The sequence below is a fragment of the Sphingomonas profundi genome, from assembly GCF_009739515.1.
In the GTDB taxonomy this organism is placed as follows: domain Bacteria; phylum Pseudomonadota; class Alphaproteobacteria; order Sphingomonadales; family Sphingomonadaceae; genus Alterirhizorhabdus; species Alterirhizorhabdus profundi.
Genome location: NZ_CP046535.1, coordinates 1,608,475 through 1,630,056, shown reverse-complemented (window position 1 = coordinate 1,630,056; position 21,582 = coordinate 1,608,475). Strand labels below are relative to the sequence as shown.

Genomic DNA, 21,582 nt, shown 5'->3' with positions numbered 1-21,582 from the left:
AGCCGGCTGGCTACTTGAGGCGATGGCCCGGCGCAGCTAGAGGATGGAGGACTGCCGCAAGAGGGGACGGAACATGGCCGGTAACAACATGGAGCTGAAGGCTCACGAGGGCACCTATGCGGGCTTCATCACGCTGCTGAAGGTCGGCACCGGCGTGGCGATCGCCGCCGCGGCGGTCGTCGTCCTGCTCATCGCGAACTGAGCGCGATGAAGATCGCGGTCCTGCGGGAAACGGCCGAGGGCGAGCGCCGGGTGGCGGCCACGCCGGAGACCGTCAAGAAGTTCATCGGGCTGGGCGCCACCATGGCGGTGGAGAGCGGCGCCGGCGAGCGGGCGTCGATCGCCGACCAGGCCTATGCCGATGCCGGCGCCACGGTGGGCGATCGCGCCGCCGTACTCTCCGGCGCGGACATCATCTTCGGCGTGCAGGGGCCGGACCCGGCTTCGCTCGCGGGGGCCAAGCCCGGCGCGTGGCTGGCCGCCGGCCTCAACCCGTTCGGCGGCGGCGAGAATGGCGGGCGCGCGAAGGTGGACGGCTATGCCGCCGCCGGCATCGAGGCGCTGGCGATGGAGTTCATGCCGCGCATCACCCGCGCGCAATCGATGGACATCCTGTCCTCGCAATCGAACCTCGCCGGCTACAAGGCGGTGCTGGACGCGGCGGCCGAATATGGCCGCGCCTTCCCGATGATGATGACGGCGGCGGGCACCGTATCCGCCGCGCGCTGCTTCGTCATGGGCGTAGGCGTCGCCGGCCTGCAGGCGATCGCCACGGCGCGGCGGCTGGGCGCTCAGGTTTCCGCCACCGACGTGCGATCGGCCACGAAGGAGCAGATCCTGTCGCTGGGCGCGAAGCCGATCTTCGTCGAGAACGTGAAGGGCATCGAGGGCGAGGGATCGGGCGGCTACGCGACCGAGATGAGCCCGGAATATCAGAAGGCGCAGGCCGAACTGGTCTCCAGCCACATCGCCAAGCAGGACATCGTCATCACCACGGCGCTGATCCCCGGCCGGCCTGCGCCGCGCCTGATCTCCGACGCGCAGATCGCATCGATGCGGCCGGGCTCCGTCATCGTCGATCTGGCGGTGGAGAGCGGCGGCAACGTGGAAGGCGCCGTCGCCGGCGAGGTGGTGGAGCGGCACGGCGTGAAGATCGTCGGCCACCGCAACGTCGCCTCGCGCCTGTCGGCGGACAGCTCTGCCCTGTTCTCGCGCAACCTGTTCAACTTCCTCTCCGCCTTCTGGGACAAGGAGAAGGGCGGCCCGGTACTCGACGCCGAGATCGGCGACGCGGTGCGGTTGACGCAAGGGGGCAAGGTCGTCAACGCGCGGCTGCTGGGGTGAGGGCCCTTGTCGCAATAGTCGCGGCAGAGCTGCTTGCATCGGTGGCTCATGGAGAGCCGCGTCATCTGCGGAATAGCTGGATTATCCAGCCCGTCGCACCTCCTCAGGGCGAGCAAGCGCTGGTCTCCGGCGACTTCGTTCTGAAACAACGCCTGTTGCCGACGGGCTTAGTCGAATTGGCAGACCGTATCGAAATCGACAAGCTGCCTACTCTTCCGCCCGGCACGCAGCTGGTGAAGGTCGAGACGCCGAATGACAATGTGTATTGCCAGCCAAGCGCCCTTGAAGAGTCTTTTATGCGCGGTTTGCACTTATGCTTTGTCGATAGTGATAGGGATTTGCGGTTTGAGGGCTGGTTTCCGGCTCGCAGCCAGACGGCAAGCATCTTGAATATCGCAGGCGACCGACCAAAGATGCCGAAGGCGCTGCCTGATATTGCGTATCATGATGTCGATACGGTCAAAATGACGGACGTGTTTTTCATCGGCATTGAGCGACGCAACTACTTCAACATATTCAGCGCCGAGTCGTTCATGATCGCATTCGGCAAAGATGGTTCTTTATCGCGAATAACCGCACCTGTTGCATTTAAATCCAGAGAGATGCCGAAGCAGATCGCTATTCTCGGCGCCCGTTTCACCGCGTTGTCCGAGAAAGATGGCAAGATGATTGTTAGTGTTGACGAGGCGATGCCTCGGCAGCCGTTCGGCATCTTCACGACTAGAACATTACAGTAGGCCACAAAAGGAGGCGAAAAATGGACTTCATATCGATCCTGTCGATCTTCGTGCTGGCCTGCTTCATCGGCTTCTACGTCGTCTGGTCGGTCACGCCGGCGCTGCATACGCCGCTGATGGCGGTGACGAACGCGATCTCGTCCGTCATCATCGTCGGCGCGCTGATCGCCTCGGCGGCGCCCGGATCGGCGACGTCGAAATATCTCGGCCTCGTCGCCGTGGTGTTCGCCAGCGTGAACATCTTCGGCGGCTTCGCCGTCACCGAGCGGATGCTCGCCATGTACAAGAAGAAGGAGCGCAAGGGTTGAGCCCGGTGGCTCGCCTTGACGCATATCGGCCGGGGGGACTGATCCGATGAACTACGACGCCGCCACCGATGTCATGCCCGCCGGCATGGCCCATGCCGCCGAGCATATCGCCGTGCCCAGCTGGGCCGGCCTCGCCTATCTCGCCTCGGGCGTGCTGTTCATCCTCGCGCTGCGCGGCCTCTCCAGCCCGACGAGCTCGCGGCAGGGCAACCGCTTCGGCATGATCGGCATGCTGATCGCCGTCGTCACGACGCTGATCCTGCACGGCACCGGCCTGGTCGAGATCGCCATCGCCATCGCGATCGGCGGCGGCATCGGCTATGTGACGGCCAAGCGCATCGCCATGACGGACATGCCGCAGCTGGTCGCGGCGTTCCACTCGCTCGTCGGCATGGCGGCGGTGCTGGTGGCGATCGCCGCGTACCTCAACCCCGCCGCCTTCGGCATCGTCGACCCGGCCACCGGCGAGATCCTGCGCGTCAGCCGGATCGAGATGGGCCTTGGCGTCGCGATCGGCGCGATCACCTTCTCGGGCTCGGTCATCGCCTTCCTGAAGCTGAACGGCAACATGGGCGGCAAGCCGATCATGCTGCCGGGCCGGCATGTCATCAACATCGCGCTGCTGGCGGCCATCCTGGGGCTGGTCGGCTACTTCCTGACCGATCAGAGCGCGTGGGTTTTCCTCGTCATCACCGCGCTCAGCTTCCTGATCGGCTTCCTGCTCATCATCCCGATCGGCGGCGCGGACATGCCGGTCGTCGTGTCGATGCTGAACAGCTATTCGGGCTGGGCGGCCGCGGCGATGGGCTTCACGCTGCACAATTCGGCGATGATCATCACCGGCGCGCTGGTCGGCTCGTCGGGCGCGATCCTCAGCTACATCATGTGCCGGGCGATGAACCGCAGCTTCATCTCGGTGATCGCCGGCGGCTTCGGCGGCGATACAGCGAGTGCCGGTGGCGCCGCCGCCATCGACCGGCCGTGGAAGCGCGGATCGGCCGAGGACGCGGCCTTCCTGATGAAGCAGGCGGAGCAGGTGATCATCGTGCCCGGCTACGGCATGGCGGTGGCGCAGGCGCAGCACGCGCTGCGCGAGATGGCCGACACGCTGAAGAAGGAGGGCGTGAAGGTGAAATACGCCATCCATCCCGTCGCCGGCCGCATGCCCGGCCACATGAACGTGCTGCTTGCCGAGGCGAACGTGCCCTATGACGAGGTGTTCGAACTGGAGGACATCAACGGCGAGTTCGCCCAGAGCGACGTCGCCTTCGTGATCGGCGCCAATGACGTGACCAACCCGGCGGCCAAAACGGACAAGTCCTCGCCGATCTACGGCATGCCGGTGCTGGACGTGGAAAAGGCCAAGACGGTGCTGTTCGTGAAGCGATCGATGGGCGGTGTCGGCTATGCCGGCGTCGACAACGACGTGTTCTACATGGACAACACGATGATGCTGCTGGCCGACGCCAAGAAGATGGTCGACGACATCGTCAAGGCGATGGCCCACTGAGGCGCCGGCCGTGGCGGATGCCGCGCGCATCGGCCTGGCCGGCTTCACGCTGATCCGATCGAGGCCCCGCGCCGTGCTGGCGTGGGGCTTCGTGTATCTGCTGTTCGGCATCGTCACCAGCCTGGTCACGCGCCCGCTGATGGCGGAGATGATCCGCGCGATGCCGGCGGCCGGCGCTGCGGCGCCCGCGCCGGCCATCCCGCCGGGGCTCTGGCCGGCGCTGCTGGCCGTCAATCTCGGTTCCTCCGGCATGCTGCTGGTGTTGCTGGCGGCGGCGATGCGGGCGGTGCTGAAGCCGGAGGAGCAGGGGGCCTACTTCATCCGGGTGGGAATGGACGAGCTGCGGCTGCTGGGTACGACGATCCTGCTGCTGCTGATCGGCCTCGGTGCCTATCTGGCGATGATCCTCGTCGTCGCGATCGTGATCGTCGGCGGTGCGGCGATCTTCGCCGGTACTGTCGGCACATCGGCCGCGGATGGCGGCGCGGCGGCGATATTCGTGGTGCTGGCGGCGCTTCTGTCGGTCTCCCTTCTGATGGCGTCCATGATCGCGTTGCAGACGCGGTTCGCCCTGGCGCTGCCGCTCACGCTGGTGCGTGGGCGCGTCGTGGTGCTGGAGGGATGGCGGCGGTCCCGTGGGCATTTCTGGCCGCTGCTCGGCGGCTTCGCGATCGCCGGCATGATCGTCAGCGCCGTTTCGCTGCTGCTGTTCCTGCCCATGCTGATCGTGTTGCTCGGCAGCGGCGGCGGGGTTGTCGGGCTCGCCGATCCATCGCGGCAGATCGCCATCATGCACTCGCCCTGGCTCTATCCGATGTGGCTGCTGGCGCCGCTGCTAGGCGGCTTTTTCATCGCGATGACCGGGGGGTCGCTGGGGCAGGCGCTGCTGGAAACGGAAGCGGCCGGCTGATCGCTCAGCCGGCCGCTTCAAATACCAAGGGTGATCGCGTGGTCGAGGGCGCTCAGGCCTTCTCGATCTCGCTCGCCTCGGCTTCCTGGGTCTTGCCCAGCTCGCCGCTGGCGCCGAGCTGATCGTAGAGTTCGGCCTGGCGGTCGCGCAGGCGGTCCCCGATCTCGTCGAGGTTGAGCTTGCCTTCCTCATGCGCCTTCTTGGCGTCCTCGAACATGTCCTCGTCTTCCTCGTCGATATGGTGGATCGTCTCCTCGCCGAGAACGTGGACCTTCGCCTTGTAGAGCTCCTCCGTGCCGTCCAGCTGCTCCAGCTCCGCCATCAGGGTCTTGCCGGCGGCATGCTCGACGATGCCTTCGTTCACTTCATCGGCACCGATCACCGGCTTTACCGCCGGGTAGAGGATCTCCTCCTCGATCGTCATGTGCACGGCCAGGCGCATGCACAGTTCCTCTGTGATGGCGACCAGCTTGTCGCCCTCGGCATCCTCGGCCTCGTCGAACAGCTCGCGGAAGCGGTGATGCTCGCGCTTCAGCAGGGCGATGCCCTCGGGATCGTCATCCTTTACGCGATGATCGCCTTCCTCGTTCCGCGATGAATATTTGCCGGCCATGGTCGATCCCTCGTGAAAGTGGGTTTGCGCCAGAACGGCCGGTGCGAGATGCTGGTTCCACAAGGCCCCGGCGGACGATCGGCACAGCGCGCGCACCGTGCCGGGCTATAATATGTATCAGGTTTCAGTTTTTCCGGTTGCCGCTGCCCGCCGCCGTGGCGCTAATCCGCGCGAGAGGTGCAGGATGGCCATTCCGGATACGAGCGAGATCTGCCGCGGGGTCGAGGACGCGATCGCCTGGGAGGCGGCGCGGGAGGCGCCGCCGGCGGACTTCCCGCCGCTGCCGGAGATCCCGGGCGGACGCTACACGCGGCAGGACTTCCACGATCTCGAGGTGGAGCATGTCTGGCGCAAGAGCTGGATCTACGCCTGCCGCGAGGAGGAGGTGCGCGAGCCCGGCAGCTACCGCGCCTTCAACAAGCTCGGGCCGCCGATCATCGTGGTGCGCGGCAAGGACGATGTGGTGCGCGCCTTCTACAATACCTGCCGCCATCGTGGCGCGCCCGTGGTGCGCGACGAGGCGGGCAAGGTGGGGCGGCTGCGCTGCCAGTATCACAGCTGGTCCTATGCGCTTGACGGCACGCTGGTGAGCGTGCCGGACGAGCGCGATTTCGCCTGCCTGAACAAGGCCGATCGCGGCCTGCTGCCGGTGCGCTGCGAGACGTGGGGCGGCATGGTGTTCATCAACGAGGATCAGTCGGCGATGCCGCTGGCCGATTATCTGGGCGGGCTGCCGCACGAGCTGGCCTGCGTCGGCATGGACGGGCTGCGCGTGGTGGAGACTGTGAGCTACGAGATCGACTGCAACTGGAAGGCGGCGGTGGATGCCTTCCTGGAAGTCTATCACATCAACACGATCCACCCGACCAATGCCGGCGTCATGCTGCATTCGAAAGCGGCGGCGATGGGGCTGATGCCGCATGGCCACTCGCGCATGGCGACGCGCAAGAACATGAACCAGGGGATCAACTTCGTCGAGTTTGAGGGCGCGCCCGACATCGCGACGATGCCTGATTTCTATCGCAACAACAATGTCGCCTACAATATCTTCCCCAATCTGGTCACGCCGGTGGAGCCAACGGGCTTCCCGATCCTGCTGTTCTGGCCGCGCGGTCTGCGCAAGACCGAGATGGTCGCCGTCTATGTCGCGCCGGACTGGGGCGATGGGGAGCGGCCGGCCTTCTGGGATCGCTTCCTGCCGATCTTCGATGCGGTGCTGCAGGAGGACATGATGAACCTCGCGCCGATCCAGCAGTCGCTCGATTCAGGCGCGTTCACCGGCATGATGATCAACTATCAGGAACGCCGCATCTACTGGTTCCACGAGGAGCTGGACCGGCGGATCGGCGCCGATCGCATGCCGCCGGAATTGAGGGTCGCGCCGGTGCTGGGCGATCATGTCGAGCCGCTGCCGCTGGCGTTGGCCGCCGAGTAAGGGGCGGGCGGGGGGGGGGGCACGCGCCGGCTGGCGCTGCCCCCGAAGCGCATCGCCGGCCGGCGGCGAACGCCGGACTACTGATCCAGGAAGCTGCGCATCTTGCGGCTGCGGCTCGGATGCTTCAGTTTGCGCAGCGCCTTGGCCTCGATCTGCCGGATCCGCTCGCGCGTGACCGAGAATTGCTGGCCGACCTCCTCCAGCGTGTGATCGGTGTTCATGCCGATGCCGAAGCGCATGCGCAGCACGCGCTCCTCACGCGGGGTCAGGCTGGCGAGAACGCGGGTCACGGTCTCCTTCAGATTGGCCTGGATGGCCGCATCGACCGGGATGACGGCGTTCTTGTCCTCGATGAAGTCGCCGAGGTGGCTGTCCTCCTCGTCGCCGATCGGCGTTTCCAGGCTGATCGGCTCCTTGGCGATCTTCATCACCTTGCGGACCTTCTCCAGCGGCATGGAAAGCCGCTCGGCCAGTTCCTCCGGCGTCGGCTCGCGGCCGATCTCGTGCAGGATCTGGCGGCTGGTGCGCACCAGCTTGTTGATCGTCTCGATCATGTGCACCGGAATGCGGATGGTGCGCGCCTGATCGGCGATGGAGCGGGTGATCGCCTGCCGGATCCACCATGTCGCATAGGTGCTGAACTTGTAGCCGCGACGATACTCGAACTTGTCCACCGCCTTCATCAGGCCGATATTGCCCTCCTGGATCAGATCCAGGAACTGCAGGCCGCGGTTGGTGTACTTCTTGGCGATGGAGATCACGAGGCGCAGATTGGCCTCGACCATCTCCTTCTTGGCGATCCGCGCCTCGCGCTCGCCCTTCTGCACCATGTTGACGATGCGGCGGAACTCGGCCAGCGCCATGCCGGTCGCCTGGGCGATATCGGCGATCTCGCTGCGGATGCGCTCCACCGGCTCGGCTTCGGCGGCGGCGAAGGCCATCCACTTCTTGTCCTGCCCGCCGACGCGCTCCAGCCAGCCTTCCTCGGTCTCGTGATCGACATAGGCGTCGAGGAACGACTTGCGCGGCACCTTGTGGCGCTCGGCCAGGCGCAGCATCTGCCCGCCCAGCGCGGTGAGGCGCCGGTTGAAGGCGTACAGCTGATCGACGAGATATTCGATCTTCTGGCCGTGGAACTGCACGCTCTCGACCTCGGCGGTCAGATCCTCGCGCAGCTTCTGATACTTGGCCTCCTGGCTCGCCGGGAAATCGTCGCCGGCGCCAAGGGCAGCCAGGCGGGCAGCCTGAACCTTGGAAAAGGTCTTGTAGAGCGAAGTGATGGTCGCGAACTTCTCCAACGCCATCGGCTTGAGCTGCTCCTCCATCTGCGCGAGGCTGAGGGTGTTATCCTCCTCCTCGTCGTCGGACGGGCGCGGCGTGCGCCGCTCGGTCATGCTCTCGTCGTCCTCGTCGACGACCTCCGGCTCCTCCGGCTCGGCTTCCTCCTTGAACGAGGGGCCGGTCGTCTTCTCGGAGATCTCGTCGCCTTCCTCGGCGCCCTCGACCTGCTCGGGTGTCGGCCCCTTGGAGAGCATGGCGTCGAGATCGAGGATCTCGCGCAGCTGCATCGTCCCCTCGTTCAGCGCGGTCGACCAGTCGATGATCGCGTTGAACGTGATCGGGCTCTCGCAGAGCCCCAGGATCATCGTGTCGCGGCCCGCCTCGATACGCTTGGCGATGGCGATCTCGCCCTCGCGGCTGAGGAGCTCCACCGCACCCATCTCGCGCAGGTACATGCGGACGGGATCGTCGGTGCGATCGACCGTCTCCTTCTTGGTGACGTTGGTGAGGACGGGCGTCGCCTCGCCCTCGTCAACGCCGGCGACATCCTCGTCGGCCGCGTCGTCGGCGTGGCTCTGATCCTCCTCGCCGGACTCGTCATTCTCGACGACGTTGACGCCCATCTCGTTGAGCGCGGACATCACGTCCTCGATCTGGTCGGTCGACATCTCGCCGAGCGCGCCGTTGAGGTCGTCCACGGTGATGTAGCCGCGCTTCTTGGCGCGGGCGATAAGCTTCTTGAGCGAGGCTTCGTTCAGATCGATCAACGGCGCATCGCCGCCCTCGGTCTTTTCCGCCGGTTCCGCCATGTTCGTCTTCGCCATCTATTTCCCGCCAGTCGCTGCCGCCGCCATTTCGGCCGCCTGCATCATGTCGATCGAACCGAGTTCGTAGCCCCGCTCCCTCAAGCGCAGCCGTCGTTCCCGGTTCCTCTGCCGCGCCGCCTCGATCGCCTCGTACCGGCCAAGCCCGGTATCGGCTAACGCCTTGGCATTCAACCGCGCCATCTCGTCATCCAGATCGCGCTCCTCGCTGATCGTCTCGATCATCGCGTTCAGCCGCTCCACCGCGAACGCCGCGTCGGCGCCCGGATGGGTGAACGGGAAGCGAAGATCGAACGTAACGTCGAAGCGCGCGGTTTCCGTAAGCGCCTCCACGGCCAATATGGCGTCGATCCCATCCTGATCAAGATCGGGTCTGGTCACGGCCACATGCATGAGGGTATCGCGCCATCGCTTGAACTCGTCATGATCGACGCGCAGGCTGCCGACGGCCTCGATCCGGTCCACCGTGACCATCGGGTAACGCGTGAGTCCATAGAGCAGGGAACGAACGAATAGGCCGGAAAGTTCGCGCCGCCCGCCGGGCGAGGTGCGCACCACGGACTGCTGGACGCCGCCGCGCTCCTGCCGCTTCCAGCCGAAATCTTCAAAGAAATAGCCGGTGAAGCTGCGGCGATACTCGTCCGCCATCAGCCGGTCCGCGCAGGTGCCGGCCAGATCGTTCAGCCGCTGGCGCAGGCCGGCGCGCTCCTCCGGGCTGGCGGCGTCGATCTTCGCCGCCTCGCCCTGGTACAGCATCGCGACGAGCGGCACCGTCTCCGCCACCGCCTTGTCCCACGCGGCCACGCCACCCGCGCGCACGATATCGTCCGGGTCCTGGCCGGCCGGCAGGCGCGCGAAGCGCAGCGACTTGCCCACCGTCAGCACCGGCAGCGCCCGCTCCGCCGCGCGCAGCGCCGCCTTCTGGCCGGCGGCATCGCCGTCGAAGCAGAGCGTCGGCACGTCGATCAGCCGCCACAGGCGCGCCATCTGCTGCTCGGTGAGCGCGGTGCCGAGCGGCGCCACCGCCTCGTCGACGCCCGCCGAGGCGAGGCCGATCACGTCCATATAGCCTTCGACGACGAACAGCCGGTCCGCCTTGCGGCTGGCCGGCGCGGCGCGATCGAGGTTGAACAGGGTGCGGCCCTTGTCGAACAGGGGCGTTTCCGGCGAGTTCAGATATTTCGGCTCGCCCGGCCCCAGGATGCGCCCGCCGAACGCGATGGTGCGGCCGCGCGCATCGCGGATCGGGATCATCAGGCGGCCGCGGAAGCGATCGTAGGGCTCGCGCTCCTCCACCTGGATCAGCAGCCCCGCCTCGGTGAGCATCGGCGCGCCGAAGCCGGCCAGCGCCTCCTTCAGCCGCCCGCGCGAATCGGGCGCGAAGCCGAGGCCGAAGGCGCCGGCAAGGGCGGCGCTTACGCCACGCCGCTGCAGATAGGCGCGCGCCTCCGCCCCGCTCAGGCCGTCCAGCTGCTCGCGGAACCAGACGGCGGCCGCCTCGGTTGCGTCGATCAGCGTGGCGGCGCGCTCCGCTTTCTCCTGCGCGCGTGGATCGGGCGCGGGCATGTCCAGCCCGGCGGCCTGCGCCAGCTCCTTCACCGCGTCCATGAACGGCAGGCCCTGCGCCTCGGTGAGGAAGCGGATGGCGTCGCCGTGGGCCGAGCAGCCGAAGCAGTGATAGAAGCCCTTGTCGTCGTTTATGTAGAAGCTGGGCGTCTTTTCCTGATGGAAGGGGCAGCACGCCTTATACTCGCGGCCGGCCTTGGTGATCTTCACCGTGCGGCCGATCAGGCCCGACAGCGACGTGCGGGTGCGGATCTCGTCGAGGAAGGCGGGCGACAGCATCATGTCCCGACATCCCATCCGGGCCGGGCGAATCGGGCGTTGCGAGGCATCGCCCGATTATAGCGGTAGCGGCTCCGCCCCCGAATGGCCAGATCGCTTCGCGCGGGGCGGCGCCGTCAGCGGCCCTCGCTCTCCAGCACGAAGGCCCGCAGCGCGCGCGCATCGTGCAGCGCATTGTGCGGCACCTGGCTGTTGCGCGCCGTGGAGAAGCCCGGCGTGCGGCGCAGCTCGAAGCTCAACCGGTCCACGTCGACGATGTCGGTCTCGCCCACCAGCAGCAGGCGGCAGAACAATGCGATGTCCTCCGGCCAGTCCGCCACGATGTACGGATCGGGATCGTGGCGCAGATAGGCGGCCAGATCGTGCGCCGCCGCCACCCGGTCCAGCCGCGTGTCCAGCGCCTGCGGCACGGTGAACAGATAGGGGATCACGTGCCGGCCGACCCACGCGGTCGGCGGATCGGGCAGGGGGTGGATCACGACGTAATAATCGTCCCCCTCCTCGGCGGCGAGGCCCAAGCTGAGGAGCGGACCGCCGAAGCCGTCGAACTCGGTATCCAGGAAGTAGCGGGCCACCGGATCAGCCCGCCAGCGCCGCCTTCACCATGCCGCTGGCCTTCGCCATGTCCAGCGTGCCGGCGAACCGCTCCTTCACCGCCGCCATCACCCGGCCCATGTCCTTGACGGAAGTGGCGCCGAGTTCCGCCACCACGGCGGCGATCGCCGCCTTCGCCTCGGCCTCGTCCAGCTGGCGGGGCAGGAAGCCCTCGATCACCGCCAGCTCGGCCTTCTCCACGGCCGCTAGTTCGTCGCGCCCGCCGCTCTCGAACATCTCGATCGATTCGCGGCGCTGCTTGGCCATCTTCTGCAGCACCTCCGTCACCAGCAGGTCGTCGTCGGGCTGCGCGCTCGCGGTGCGCAATTCGATGTCGCGATTCTTGATCGCGGACTGGATCAGGCGGATCGCCGCCGTGCGCGTCGCGTCGCGCGCCTTCATCGCGGCGACGAGCGCCGTCTTCACGTCATCACGAATCATGGGGCCTCGGCTGGTTCGGCAAAGGCGGAAGCCTAGCCGCGCCGGCCGATCTTTAATAGATTGACCGCTTGGGCGAGCCCTCCTACCACCCCCGCCGTTTACCCGCCCGACAATCGAAGGAGCGCCCGCCTTGGCCGAGCAAGACACCACGCGCGTGCCGGAAGGGGCGACCGGCGTACTGGCGCTGGCGGACGGCGCCGTGCTCTGGGGCCGCGGCTTCGGCGCGGAGGGGGCGGCCGTGGGCGAGGTGTGCTTCAACACCGCGATGACCGGCTATCAGGAGGTGATGACCGATCCCTCCTATGCCGGCCAGATCGTGACCTTCACCTTCCCCCACATCGGCAATGTCGGCGCGAACCCGGAGGATGTGGAGGCGATCAACCCGCATGCGCTGGGCATGATCGTGCGGGAGGACGTGACCGATCCCTCCAGCTTCCGCTCGACCCAGACGCTGGACACGTGGCTGCGCAACAACGGCCGCATCGGCCTCTCCGGCATCGACACGCGCGCTCTGACCCGCGCGATCCGCATCCAGGGCGCGCCCAGCGGCGTGATCGCGCACGATGCCGCCGGCCGGTTCGACGTGCCCGCCCTGATCGCCCAGGCCCGCGCCTGGCCGGGGCTGGAGGGGATGGACCTGGCGAAGCAGGTCTCCTCCACCCAGAGCTACAAGTGGGACGAGGGCCTCTGGACGCTGGGCGAGGGCTACGCGCGACCGCAGCCGGGGCACCCGGGGGGCGAGGGTGACACCCGCCCGCACGTGGTGGCGATCGACTACGGCCTGAAGCGCAATATCCTGCGCAACCTCGTCGCCGCCGGCGCGCGGGTGACGGTGGTGCCCGCCACCGCGACGTTCGACGAGGTAATGGCGCACGCGCCGGACGGCGTGTTCCTCTCCAACGGCCCCGGCGATCCGGCGGCGACCGGCACCTATGCCGTGCCCGTGATCCGGGAGCTGCTGAAGGTGGGCAAGCCGATCTTCGGCATCTGCCTGGGCCACCAGCTGCTCGGCCTGGCGGTGGGCGCCACAACCTCCAAGATGCACCAGGGCCATCGCGGCGCCAACCATCCGGTGAAGCGCATCGGCGATGGCAAGGTGGAGATCACCAGCATGAACCACGGCTTCGCGGTGGACGCGGGTTCATTGCCAGCCAACGCCCGCGCCACCCACGTCTCGCTGTTCGACGGCTCGCTGGCGGGGCTGGAGCTGACCGACGCGCGGGCCTTCTCGGTACAATATCACCCGGAGGCGAGCCCGGGGCCGCAGGACAGCCACTACCTGTTCGAGCGGTTCGTGGAGGAGCTGAAGATATGAGCGAGAGATCTTCGATAGAGTACGTAGCCTCTGCGCTTGCATACCACTTTTATCTCCGCGACGAGAAAATTGGCGGCCCAAGCTCGCTTTCAGATCTAAAAGCTACATTCAAAAATGAGTTTGATCACGAGCTGAGCGACAAAGCCGTTTTAGAGACGGCTAGTTGGCTCGAGGAGAACTCGTTCATAAAATTGTATAATGACAGATATGCGGGCATGCTCCTTTCGTACGATCAAAATGACTTTAACGCAGCTTACAGGCAATTTCGAGAAAAGCTGCCGGAAAGCATACTGGCACGCGGCTGGTCATTTAATTTCGAGCTATTTTCAAAAGTCTTTTCTCAGAGTAGATTTTGGCAAGACCTAGAAGATGACTCGGAGAAGGTGCAGTCTGAGAAAGCTTTTGGGCTTATACCGGCGTCGGATAGGACTGTGACTGTCCTTCACAACTCATCGGAAGGAGCTGATATATCGGCAGGGCTATTATTGATTGAGGATGAGTTATCAACGAATAATCAAGTTGCATCCGACTTAGGTGAGGATCGAGATCGACTTCTCGGAGAAGTTAAAGCTTCACGCTTAATAATCTGGTCCCAGCACATTCGCGCCGATGTTCTTAGCGGCCTTATATTGGGCTTTCTCCGAGAGCTGATTAAAAGAATTCCTGAGAAAGCAGCTAGTCTCGGTGTGGATCGGATTATCAAATTGATTGAGAAGATATTGGACCACGTGTTTTAATGCCCACACATACTCAAATTTCGTCTTTCCTCATCAGGGCGCCACGTCGATCATGATCGGCCAGGCGTGCGACTTCGGCCGTCCAATCGCACCCGCGATCAGGCACCCCAAGGATTTATGATCGTGACGTCGGTCCGCTCCATGTCGCTGACGTTGCGCGTGACCAGCGGCGTGCCGAGGCTCAGGGCATGGGCCGCGATCAGCATGTCGCGCTCGGCGATCAGCTGGCCGTCGCGCTTCAATCGCGCGCGCAGCGGCCCCCAGGCGGCCGCGGCGGGATCGTCGAACGCGGCGATCCTGTCGCCGAGCCGGCTGAGCAGGTCGTCGTGGAACGCCTGGAGATCACGCCGCCGCGGTTCGTCGTCCGTCAGGGCGATGCCATACCGTATCTCGCCGAGCACGATGGTGGAGAGGATGCATGCGCCGAAATGCTCGGCCATCCAGGCGAGCACCGTCGCGTTCGGGCGGGGGCGCGCCAGTTCGCTCCAGACGTTGGTGTCAATCAGCACCGAAGACGGTCCGATCCTCGTCGATCGTCCGCTCCGGCAATTCGAGCGTGGCGCCGTTCGCGGTCTTCACCAGATGCGCGACGAAGTCGGCGTTCGACATGGCCCGTATGCGGGCCGCACGGTCGAAGTCCGTACCCTCTCCATAGGTCCGCTCGATCAACTCGCGCAGTTCCGCCTCGAGCGATCGTCCCTTGCCGGCCGCCACCTGCCGGGCGTTGCGCTTGGCGACCTCGTCGAGCCGGCGGATGGTGATACTGCCCATGTCGCGCCTCCAGTGATTGCAATGCAATCACCTAAGTTGAAAGCTGATTGAGAACAATGCCCAAGCGCACCGACATCTCGTCCATCCTCATCATCGGCGCGGGTCCGATCGTCATCGGGCAGGCGTGCGAGTTCGATTATTCGGGCACGCAGGCGTGCAAGGCGCTGCGCGAGGAGGGGTATCGCATCGTCCTGGTCAATTCGAACCCGGCGACGATCATGACCGATCCCGACATGGCCGACGCCACCTATGTGGAGCCGATCACGCCCGAGATCGTCGCCAAGATCATCGAGAAGGAGCGGCCGGACGCCGTGCTGCCGACGATGGGCGGGCAGACCGCGCTCAACACCGCGCTGGCGCTCTACAATGACGGCACGCTGGCGAAATATGGCGTGACGATGATCGGCGCCGATGCTGCCGCGATCGACAAGGCCGAGGATCGCCAGAAGTTTCGCGACGCGATGGACCGGATCGGGCTGGAATCGCCGCGCTCCGCCATCGCCCACACCGTGGAGGAGGCGCTGGCGGCGCTCGACCAGGTGGGCCTGCCCTCGATCATCCGGCCCAGCTTCACGATGGGCGGGCAGGGCGGCGGCATCGCCTATAATCGCGAGGAGTTCGTCAAGATCGTGACGAACGGGCTCGATCTCAGCCCGACGACCGAGGTTCTGGTCGAGGAATCCGTTCTCGGCTGGAAGGAATATGAGATGGAGGTGGTGCGCGATCGCAACGACAATTGCATCATCATCTGCTCGATCGAGAATGTCGATCCGATGGGCATCCACACGGGCGATTCCATCACAGTCGCGCCGGCGCTGACGCTGACCGACAAGGAATATCAGATCATGCGCAACGCCAGCATCGCGGTGCTGCGCGAAATCGGCGTCGAGACAGGCGGTTCCAACGTGCAGTTCGCGGTCAATCCGAAGGATGGCCGGCTGGTCGTGATCGAGATGAACCCGCGCGTCTCGCGATCCTCGGCGCTCGCCTCCAAGGCCACCGGCTTCCCGATCGCCAAGGTCGCCGCCAAGCTGGCGGTGGGCTACACGCTGGACGAGATCGACAACGACATCACCGGCGCGACCCCGGCCAGCTTCGAGCCGACGATCGACTATGTCGTCACCAAGATCCCCCGCTTCGCCTTCGAGAAGTTCAAGGGCGCCGACAATCTCCTCTCCACGGCGATGAAGAGCGTCGGCGAAGTCATGGCGATCGGGCGCAATTTCCCCGAGAGCCTGCAGAAGGCGCTGCGCGGGCTGGAGACGGGGCTGGCCGGCCTCAACATCGTCGACCGGCTGGCGGGCGCGCCGCGCGGCGAGATCGAGGCGGCGCTCGCCAGCCCCACGCCCGATCGGCTGCTGGTGGCGGCGCAGGCGCTGCGCGAGGGCTTCACGGTGGACGAGATCCACCGCATCGCCCGGTTCGATCCGTGGTTCCTCGAACGGCTGGCCGAGATCGTCCGCGCCGAGGACGATGTCGCCACCAACGGCCTGCCGCAGGATGCCGTGGGCATGCGGCGGCTGAAGGCGATGGGCTTCTCCGACAAGCGGCTGGCCTGGCTGGCGCTGCGATCGGCCAACCTGCGCGGCATGGAGCGGGCGCAGGCGCGCGGATCGGGCCTGATCCACGACACGCTCGTCGCGATGACCGGCGGCGTCACCGAGCAGGAGGTGCGGGCGTTGCGCCACCGCCTTGGCGTGCGCCCGGTGTTCAAGCGCATCGATACCTGCGCCGCCGAGTTCGAGGCGAAGACGCCCTACATGTATTCCACCTACGAGGCGCCGGCCTTCGGCGCGCCGGAGAATGAGGCGCAGCCCACCGCGCGCGAGAAGGTGGTGATCCTGGGCGGCGGACCGAACCGCATCGGCCAGGGCATCGAGTTCGACTATTGCTGCTGCCACGCCTGCTTCGCGCTGGGCGACAAGGATCAGGGCGGCGCCGGCTACGAGACGATCATGGTCAACTGCAATCCGGAGACCGTCTCGACCGACTACGACACCTCGGACCGCCTCTATTTCGAGCCGCTGACGGTGGAGGACGTGCTGGAGATCCTGCATGTCGAGCAGGCGAACGGCACCCTGAAGGGCGTGATCGTCCAGTTCGGCGGGCAGACGCCGCTGAAGCTGGCGCAGGAGCTGGCCGATGCCGGCATCCCGATCCTGGGCACCAGCCCCGATGCGATCGATCTGGCCGAGGATCGCGAGCGGTTCGCCGCCCTCGTTTCCAGCCTGCGCCTCGCCCAGCCGGCCAACGGCATCGCCCGCAGCCGCGAGGAGGCGCTGATCGTGGCCGAGCGGATCGGCTATCCGGTGCTGATGCGGCCGAGCTACGTGCTCGGCGGCCGCGCGATGGAGATCGTCGACGGCCCGGCGCAGCTGGAGAACTACATCCAGACGGCGGTGCAGGTCTCCGGCGACTCGCCCGTGCTGATCGACCAGTATCTGCGCGACGCGATCGAGGTGGACGTCGACGCGATCTGCGACGGCACGGACGTGGTCGTCACCGGCGTGATGCAGCATATCGAGGAGGCGGGCGTCCATTCCGGCGACAGCGCCTGCTCGCTGCCGCCCTACAGCCTGTCGGATGAGACGGTGGCGGAGATCGAGCGGCAGACGCGCGAGCTGGCGCGTGCGCTGTCCGTGCGCGGCCTCATGAACATCCAGTTCGCGGTGAAGGAGGGGCAGGTCTATCTGATCGAGGTGAACCCGCGCGCCAGCCGCACGGTGCCGTTCGTGGCGAAGGCGATCGGCATCCCCATCGCCAAGATCGCAGCGCGGGTGATGGCGGGCGAGATGCTGGCGGACCTGCCGCCGATCGACCGCGCGATTGATCATGTCGCGGTGAAGGAGGCGGTGTTCCCCTGGGCGCGCTTCCCCGGCGTCGATCCGGTCCTCTCGCCGGAGATGAAGTCCACCGGCGAAGTGATGGGGATCGATGGCGATTTCGCCACCGCCTTCGCCAAGGCGCAGATCGGCGCGGGCACCGTGCTGCCGCGCGGTGGCACGGCCTTCGTCTCGGTCAAGCCGGGCGACAAGCAGCAGATCGCGCCGGCGGTGCGCACGCTGATCGAGCTCGGCTTCCGCATCGTCGCCACCACGGGCACGGCCGATTTCCTCCGCGGCGAGGGGCTGGCGGTGGAGACGATCAACAAGGTGCAGCAGGGCCGGCCGCACATCGTCGACCGGATCAAGGACGGCGGCATTGCGCTGATCTTCAACACGACCGAGGGCTGGCAGTCGCTGCAGGATTCGCAGTCGATCCGCGCCTCCGCGCTCGCCGGGCGGGTGCCCTACTTCACCACGGCGGCCGCCAGCGTGGCGGCGGCGCGGGCGATCGCGGCGCTGAGTGCCAGAACCCTTGAAGTGAGACCGCTCCAATCATATTATTCCCGTTCGCACGCTTGATCCCGACATAATTGCACGGTGCGGGCGGCTCGATTTCGGGCCGCTTGGGAAATGGTTTTTGCAGTAGAGGGGTTTCGCCGATGGACAAGATGCCGATGCTGGAGGAGGGGCACAGGATGCTCACCGCGCAGCTCGCGGCTCTGAAGGTCGAGCGCCCGCAGATCATCGATGCCATCGAGGAAGCGCGCGCCCACGGCGATCTGTCGGAGAATGCGGAATATCACGCCGCCAAGGAGCGGCAGGGCCAGATCGAGGCGATGATCGCCGATCTGGAGGACCGGCTGAGCCGCGCCCAGATCATCGACCCGACGACGCTGTCCGGCGACAAGGTGGTGTTCGGCGCGACCGTGCACATGCTGGACGAGGACGAGAAGCCGGTGAAGTACCAGATCGTCGGCCAGACGGAGGCGGACGCGAAGTCCGGCCGCATCTCGTACAATTCACCGCTGGGCAAGGCGCTGATCGGCCGCCGGGTGGACGACGAGGTCGAGGTGACGGTGCCGTCCGGCGACCGCTACTATGTGGTTTCCAAGATAGAATTCATCTGATCCGTGCGCCTGCCGCCATCCCGCGCCACGATCGTACTCGGCGCGCTCACGGCGGCGGCATGGCTCGGCGTGAGCCTCGCCGGGCTTGATCAGGCCGCCGCCATCGCCGGCGGCTTCATTCCGGAGCGGATGAACGCCGGCGGGCAGGCCATCGTCGCGACCACTTACGGTGCGGGCGTCACCGGGTTCGTGCCGGCATGGCTGACGCCGCTCACCGCCACGCTGGTGCATGGCGGCCTCATGCACATCGCCTTCAACCTGCTGATGCTGGGCTTCTGCGGGCGCTTCGTGGAGGTTGCGCTTGCGCCGCGCGGGCTGCTGCTGCTCTACGCGATCGGCGCCTATGCAGGCGCAGCGGCGCAATATGCCGTCGATCCGCACGGGCTGGTGCCGATGATCGGTGCCAGCGGGGCGATCTCGGCGCTGCTCGGCGCCTATGCTCTGCTGTTCGGGGAGCGGCGCGGTACGCTGGCGACCCATCGCTTCGGCAAGGCGCTTCATGTGCTTTGGCTGGCCGCCGCGTGGATCGGCTTTCAGCTGCTTATCGGCTTTGCGACGGTGCAGCAGGGCGCGACCATCGCCATCGCCGCCCATATCGGCGGATTCCTCATCGGGCTGCTGCTTGCCCGCCCGCTGCTGCGCTGGCGTTATCGCACTGCCTGAGCGGCGGTGCGATAACAAGGTTTTCTGTCAGTCCAGCGCGGGCTGAAGCAGGCGGTGCAGGTGCACCACGACATATTTCATCTCGGCATCGTCGACCGACCGCTGGGCGGCGCCGCGCCATGCCTTCTCGGCGCTCGCATAATCATCGTAGAAGCCGACGACGTCGAGACCCTGGAGATTGGTGAAGTCCAGCCCGCGCGGATCGCTCACGCGGCCACCGAAGACCAGGTGCAGCTTGCTCACCCCGCTCAGCCCCGCGACTTCATGAAGGCGACGAGCTTGTCGAAGCCGTTGCGGCGAATATAGGCGTCGAAATCCGCCGCCTGGGTGACGGCCAGGTTCACGCCCGCCACGGTGAGATTGCTCACCTTGTAGCCGCCGCCCACCTTGTCGACCGTCCATACCGCGTTCAGCGGCGAAGATCCCGGCTTCGTCACCTGCGTCATCACCGCCGCGCTGGTGCCGGAAGGCACGGTGCGCACCACCTTCAGATCCGCCTTGGCGTAATCGAACAGGCGATCGGCGTAGGTGCCGATGATGAAATTGGGGAAGGCGGCCTTGTAGGCGCTATACTGGGCCGGCGTGATCTTGGCGCGCCAGCTGCGGATCAGCCGGTCGCCGATCGTGTCGACCGAGAAATATTGCGACAGCAGCGTGCGGAACTGGGTGCGCGCGGCGGCGCGATTGCCCGTCCGCAGCACCGCGAAGCCCTCGTCGGCGAGCGTGTCTACGAAGGGTCCGGGCTCCTGGTTGTTCACCGCGGCAGCGGCCGGCGCCACCAGCGCCGGGGCGCTGAACGAGGCCCCGCCGATCAGCGCGGCGAGGACGGCGTGGCGGATGTGAGAGGAAAGGCGCATCATGTCAGTTCAATCTCCGGGGTGGCGGCTGCGGGAGCCGCGCGGGTAGCGCCAGCTTTACGCAGTCGCCGCTTAACCCGCGCTGAGCGCCCTCAGCCTTGCGGCGAGCGGATCGCCTCCTTGGCGGCGGCGCCGGCCGAGGTCGCCGCCTTGCTGGCCGTATCGATCAGGCGATCGACCTGCTGCTTGGCGCCATCCTTGTTGACGCCAAGCTCGTCGAGCGTGTCCTGCCCCGCTTCCTTGGCGGCGGCGAGGGCGTTGCGGGCAAGCGTGCCGAGCTTGTCGCCGATCGGCGCCAGCACCTCCGCCTCGCGCCGGGTACGGGGCAGCAGCGCACCGAGCAGGGCGCCGATCGCCACGCCGCCGATCAGCACGGCGAGCGGGCTCTCCTCGATCCCGTCGGCCGTCCTGGTGCGGACGGTGGCGGCCGTGTCCTTGGCGCTCGCATAAGCGGCGTTCGCCTTGTCGCGGGCGGCCTCGGCGGCGATCGCGGCATAATCCCGCGCGCCCTCATAGGCCGCGCCCGTCTTCTCCCGTGCCGAGGCGAGCGTCTCGCCGGCGGTCGCCTTGGCCGACTCCAGCGTCTCGCTCACGCTGGCGCGCGCGGCACCCGCGCCCTCGCGCACCTTGCCGGCGGCATCGTGCAGCTTCTCGCCAGCGGCGGACAGGGTCTCGCTGGCGTAGGTGGTCGCACGATCGGCGGTGTCCTTGACAGTGTCCTTGACGGTCATCGTCTTTCTCCTCCTTTGCCGCGACGGCGCCTGGTGGTCGCGGCTGGTGTGTTCGATGGTTCGGCGTCCCACTTGGGGCGGCGCCAGAAAGCGAGGCGGCGAAGCAGGCGCCAGAGCGGGCGGCGCAGCAGCAGCAGCGTGCCAGCGCCCGCGACGGCGGCGACGGTGCCCGGCCGCTCGATCGCGAAGCCGACGGCGGTATCGCCCATCTCCTCACCTTTCTCGCGCACGTCCTCCCACGTTTCGCGGACGCGGACGCGCGGACTGAGGCGCACCTTGAGCCTTGCGACCGTCTCGTCGATCCGAATACGGGCTGCTGCGGCCTCCGCTTTGGCGCGGGCGATGTCGGCGGGCTTGCCGCTCATGACCTTACCCCCGGCGGCGGCGTGGACAATTTGCCGATCGCCATCTTCGCAAGGATACCCGCCACGGCGAGCGCGATGAGAACCGCCGCTATCCCACCGCCCAGCGGCCCGATCCAGAGCGCCAGCCAGAAGCCGAGGAAGACGATGAGGGTGGTAAGCGCCGCCTGCACCAGGAATAGCGCGACCACCAGCATGATCGCCGCGGTGCGCACCGGCGGCACCCAGGCGAGTGCCTTTTGCCGATAGACGTCGATCTCTGCGGTCGCGTAGGCGCGGCCGTCAGCGACCAGTCGCCTGATCAGCGTGCCGACGGATTCGGTATCGCGCGGTTCGCGCATCGAGGGCTGCC

General features: G+C 66.5%; 24 protein-coding genes. 12 read left to right on the top strand and 12 right to left on the bottom strand.

Features of this window, described 5'->3' with window-relative positions:
• The first annotated feature begins 73 nt into the window (after nucleotides 1–73).
• From GNT64_RS07575 to GNT64_RS07550, 6 genes are all read left to right on the top strand, one after another.
• Nucleotides 74–202 (top strand): aa3-type cytochrome c oxidase subunit IV, encoded by a 129-nt coding sequence (locus GNT64_RS07575; protein ID WP_156678980.1) that lies wholly within the window; start codon nucleotides 74–76, stop codon nucleotides 200–202.
• Between the two features lie 5 nt (nucleotides 203–207).
• Nucleotides 208–1,344, top strand: coding sequence for an NAD(P) transhydrogenase subunit alpha (locus GNT64_RS07570; protein WP_156678979.1), 1,137 nt, complete (start codon nucleotides 208–210; stop codon nucleotides 1,342–1,344).
• The gene (locus GNT64_RS07565) at nucleotides 1,341–2,081 is read left to right on the top strand and encodes a hypothetical protein (RefSeq protein WP_156678978.1); all 741 of its coding nucleotides are present in this window, start codon (nucleotides 1,341–1,343) and stop codon (nucleotides 2,079–2,081) included. Before GNT64_RS07570 ends, GNT64_RS07565 begins: the two co-directional genes overlap by 4 nt.
• Before the next feature lie 20 nt (nucleotides 2,082–2,101).
• Entirely contained in the window at nucleotides 2,102–2,389 is a 288-nt protein-coding gene (locus GNT64_RS07560) for an NAD(P) transhydrogenase subunit alpha part 2 (protein ID WP_156678977.1), read from the top strand.
• 85 nt (nucleotides 2,390–2,474) lie between these two features.
• On the top strand, nucleotides 2,475–3,899 hold the full coding sequence (locus tag GNT64_RS07555; protein WP_156681497.1) for an NAD(P)(+) transhydrogenase (Re/Si-specific) subunit beta: 1,425 nt from the start codon (nucleotides 2,475–2,477) through the stop codon (nucleotides 3,897–3,899).
• 10 nt (nucleotides 3,900–3,909) lie between these two features.
• A complete protein-coding gene (locus GNT64_RS07550) occupies nucleotides 3,910–4,809 on the top strand; it encodes a hypothetical protein (protein WP_156678976.1) in 900 nt (299 codons plus the stop codon).
• 52 nt (nucleotides 4,810–4,861) lie between these two features.
• Here the strand turns inward: GNT64_RS07550 and GNT64_RS07545 are convergent, their stop codons facing one another.
• Nucleotides 4,862–5,518: a hemerythrin domain-containing protein gene (locus GNT64_RS07545; RefSeq protein ID WP_231639359.1), complete on the bottom strand. Its 657-nt coding sequence runs from the start codon at nucleotides 5,516–5,518 to the stop codon at nucleotides 4,862–4,864.
• Nucleotides 5,519–5,606: 88 nt separating this feature from the next.
• Between GNT64_RS07545 and GNT64_RS07540 the strand changes: the two genes are divergently transcribed.
• Nucleotides 5,607–6,857 carry an aromatic ring-hydroxylating oxygenase subunit alpha gene (locus GNT64_RS07540; RefSeq protein WP_156678975.1) on the top strand — a complete coding sequence of 417 codons (1,251 nt, stop codon included), beginning with the start codon at nucleotides 5,607–5,609 and terminating at the stop codon, nucleotides 6,855–6,857.
• Nucleotides 6,858–6,934: 77 nt separating this feature from the next.
• Here the strand turns inward: GNT64_RS07540 and rpoD are convergent, their stop codons facing one another.
• From rpoD to GNT64_RS07520, 4 genes are all read right to left on the bottom strand, one after another.
• Entirely contained in the window at nucleotides 6,935–8,962 is a 2,028-nt protein-coding gene (rpoD, locus tag GNT64_RS07535) for an RNA polymerase sigma factor RpoD (protein WP_156678974.1), read from the bottom strand.
• Nucleotides 8,963–10,810 carry a DNA primase gene (gene dnaG / locus GNT64_RS07530; RefSeq protein ID WP_156678973.1) on the bottom strand — a complete coding sequence of 616 codons (1,848 nt, stop codon included), beginning with the start codon at nucleotides 10,808–10,810 and terminating at the stop codon, nucleotides 8,963–8,965.
• Nucleotides 10,811–10,923: 113 nt separating this feature from the next.
• Nucleotides 10,924–11,382 carry a hypothetical protein gene (locus GNT64_RS07525; RefSeq protein ID WP_156678972.1) on the bottom strand — a complete coding sequence of 153 codons (459 nt, stop codon included), beginning with the start codon at nucleotides 11,380–11,382 and terminating at the stop codon, nucleotides 10,924–10,926.
• Between the two features lie 4 nt (nucleotides 11,383–11,386).
• Entirely contained in the window at nucleotides 11,387–11,842 is a 456-nt protein-coding gene (locus GNT64_RS07520; protein ID WP_156678971.1) for a GatB/YqeY domain-containing protein, read from the bottom strand.
• Nucleotides 11,843–11,972: 130 nt separating this feature from the next.
• Between GNT64_RS07520 and carA the strand changes: the two genes are divergently transcribed.
• Both carA and GNT64_RS07510 read left to right on the top strand, forming a co-directional pair.
• Nucleotides 11,973–13,157, top strand: a complete 1,185-nt coding sequence (carA, locus tag GNT64_RS07515) for a glutamine-hydrolyzing carbamoyl-phosphate synthase small subunit (protein WP_156678970.1) — start codon at nucleotides 11,973–11,975, stop codon at nucleotides 13,155–13,157.
• Nucleotides 13,154–13,894, top strand: a complete 741-nt coding sequence (locus tag GNT64_RS07510) for a hypothetical protein (protein WP_156678969.1) — start codon at nucleotides 13,154–13,156, stop codon at nucleotides 13,892–13,894. Before carA ends, GNT64_RS07510 begins: the two co-directional genes overlap by 4 nt.
• Before the next feature lie 98 nt (nucleotides 13,895–13,992).
• Here GNT64_RS07510 and GNT64_RS07505 read toward each other — a convergent pair whose 3' ends face one another.
• Both GNT64_RS07505 and GNT64_RS07500 read right to left on the bottom strand, forming a co-directional pair.
• A complete protein-coding gene (locus GNT64_RS07505) occupies nucleotides 13,993–14,403 on the bottom strand; it encodes a PIN domain-containing protein (protein ID WP_197277311.1) in 411 nt (136 codons plus the stop codon).
• Entirely contained in the window at nucleotides 14,393–14,665 is a 273-nt protein-coding gene (locus tag GNT64_RS07500) for a FitA-like ribbon-helix-helix domain-containing protein (protein ID WP_156678967.1), read from the bottom strand. Before GNT64_RS07500 ends, GNT64_RS07505 begins: the two co-directional genes overlap by 11 nt.
• Nucleotides 14,666–14,721: 56 nt before the next feature.
• Here GNT64_RS07500 and carB point away from each other — a divergent pair, with 56 nt between their 5' ends.
• The 3 genes from carB (at nucleotide 14,722) to GNT64_RS07485 (ending at nucleotide 19,280) form a co-directional block, all read left to right on the top strand.
• The gene (carB, locus tag GNT64_RS07495; RefSeq protein WP_156678966.1) at nucleotides 14,722–18,069 is read left to right on the top strand and encodes a carbamoyl-phosphate synthase large subunit; all 3,348 of its coding nucleotides are present in this window, start codon (nucleotides 14,722–14,724) and stop codon (nucleotides 18,067–18,069) included.
• An 80-nt stretch (nucleotides 18,070–18,149) separates the two neighbouring features.
• Nucleotides 18,150–18,617, top strand: a complete 468-nt coding sequence (gene greA / locus GNT64_RS07490; protein WP_156678965.1) for a transcription elongation factor GreA — start codon at nucleotides 18,150–18,152, stop codon at nucleotides 18,615–18,617.
• A gap of 3 nt (nucleotides 18,618–18,620) precedes the next feature.
• Nucleotides 18,621–19,280: a rhomboid family intramembrane serine protease gene (locus GNT64_RS07485; protein ID WP_156678964.1), complete on the top strand. Its 660-nt coding sequence runs from the start codon at nucleotides 18,621–18,623 to the stop codon at nucleotides 19,278–19,280.
• Nucleotides 19,281–19,307: 27 nt separating this feature from the next.
• Here the strand turns inward: GNT64_RS07485 and GNT64_RS07480 are convergent, their stop codons facing one another.
• From GNT64_RS07480 to GNT64_RS07460, 5 genes are all read right to left on the bottom strand, one after another.
• Entirely contained in the window at nucleotides 19,308–19,523 is a 216-nt protein-coding gene (locus GNT64_RS07480; protein ID WP_156678963.1) for a DUF4170 domain-containing protein, read from the bottom strand.
• A gap of 5 nt (nucleotides 19,524–19,528) precedes the next feature.
• Entirely contained in the window at nucleotides 19,529–20,140 is a 612-nt protein-coding gene (locus GNT64_RS07475; protein ID WP_231639357.1) for an MlaC/ttg2D family ABC transporter substrate-binding protein, read from the bottom strand.
• A gap of 89 nt (nucleotides 20,141–20,229) precedes the next feature.
• Nucleotides 20,230–20,868, bottom strand: coding sequence for a hypothetical protein (locus GNT64_RS07470; RefSeq protein ID WP_156678962.1), 639 nt, complete (start codon nucleotides 20,866–20,868; stop codon nucleotides 20,230–20,232).
• Nucleotides 20,865–21,233, bottom strand: a complete 369-nt coding sequence (locus GNT64_RS07465) for a DUF3618 domain-containing protein (protein WP_156678961.1) — start codon at nucleotides 21,231–21,233, stop codon at nucleotides 20,865–20,867. Before GNT64_RS07465 ends, GNT64_RS07470 begins: the two co-directional genes overlap by 4 nt.
• Nucleotides 21,230–21,571: a phage holin family protein gene (locus GNT64_RS07460; RefSeq protein ID WP_156678960.1), complete on the bottom strand. Its 342-nt coding sequence runs from the start codon at nucleotides 21,569–21,571 to the stop codon at nucleotides 21,230–21,232. The genes GNT64_RS07465 and GNT64_RS07460 overlap by 4 nt, the downstream gene beginning before the upstream one ends.
• Nucleotides 21,572–21,582 lie beyond the last annotated feature (11 nt).

What these genes read in the sequence shown, in the direction of transcription:
- GNT64_RS07575 (WP_156678980.1), top strand. Translation starts at nt 74, where the DNA reads ATGGCCGGTAACAACATGGAGCTGAAGGCTCACGAGGGCACCTATGCG.
- GNT64_RS07570 (WP_156678979.1), top strand. Translation starts at nt 208, where the DNA reads ATGAAGATCGCGGTCCTGCGGGAAACGGCCGAGGGCGAGCGCCGGGTG.
- GNT64_RS07560 (WP_156678977.1), top strand. Translation starts at nt 2,102, where the DNA reads ATGGACTTCATATCGATCCTGTCGATCTTCGTGCTGGCCTGCTTCATC.
- GNT64_RS07555 (WP_156681497.1), top strand. Translation starts at nt 2,475, where the DNA reads ATGGCCCATGCCGCCGAGCATATCGCCGTGCCCAGCTGGGCCGGCCTC.
- GNT64_RS07540 (WP_156678975.1), top strand. Translation starts at nt 5,607, where the DNA reads ATGGCCATTCCGGATACGAGCGAGATCTGCCGCGGGGTCGAGGACGCG.
- rpoD (WP_156678974.1), bottom strand. Translation starts at nt 8,962, where the DNA reads ATGGCGAAGACGAACATGGCGGAACCGGCGGAAAAGACCGAGGGCGGC.
- dnaG (WP_156678973.1), bottom strand. Translation starts at nt 10,810, where the DNA reads ATGATGCTGTCGCCCGCCTTCCTCGACGAGATCCGCACCCGCACGTCG.
- GNT64_RS07520 (WP_156678971.1), bottom strand. Translation starts at nt 11,842, where the DNA reads ATGATTCGTGATGACGTGAAGACGGCGCTCGTCGCCGCGATGAAGGCG.
- GNT64_RS07510 (WP_156678969.1), top strand. Translation starts at nt 13,154, where the DNA reads ATGAGCGAGAGATCTTCGATAGAGTACGTAGCCTCTGCGCTTGCATAC.
- GNT64_RS07500 (WP_156678967.1), bottom strand. Translation starts at nt 14,665, where the DNA reads ATGGGCAGTATCACCATCCGCCGGCTCGACGAGGTCGCCAAGCGCAAC.
- carB (WP_156678966.1), top strand. Translation starts at nt 14,722, where the DNA reads ATGCCCAAGCGCACCGACATCTCGTCCATCCTCATCATCGGCGCGGGT.
- greA (WP_156678965.1), top strand. Translation starts at nt 18,150, where the DNA reads ATGGACAAGATGCCGATGCTGGAGGAGGGGCACAGGATGCTCACCGCG.
- GNT64_RS07475 (WP_231639357.1), bottom strand. Translation starts at nt 20,140, where the DNA reads ATGATGCGCCTTTCCTCTCACATCCGCCACGCCGTCCTCGCCGCGCTG.
- GNT64_RS07470 (WP_156678962.1), bottom strand. Translation starts at nt 20,868, where the DNA reads ATGACCGTCAAGGACACTGTCAAGGACACCGCCGATCGTGCGACCACC.
- GNT64_RS07465 (WP_156678961.1), bottom strand. Translation starts at nt 21,233, where the DNA reads ATGAGCGGCAAGCCCGCCGACATCGCCCGCGCCAAAGCGGAGGCCGCA.
- GNT64_RS07460 (WP_156678960.1), bottom strand. Translation starts at nt 21,571, where the DNA reads ATGCGCGAACCGCGCGATACCGAATCCGTCGGCACGCTGATCAGGCGA.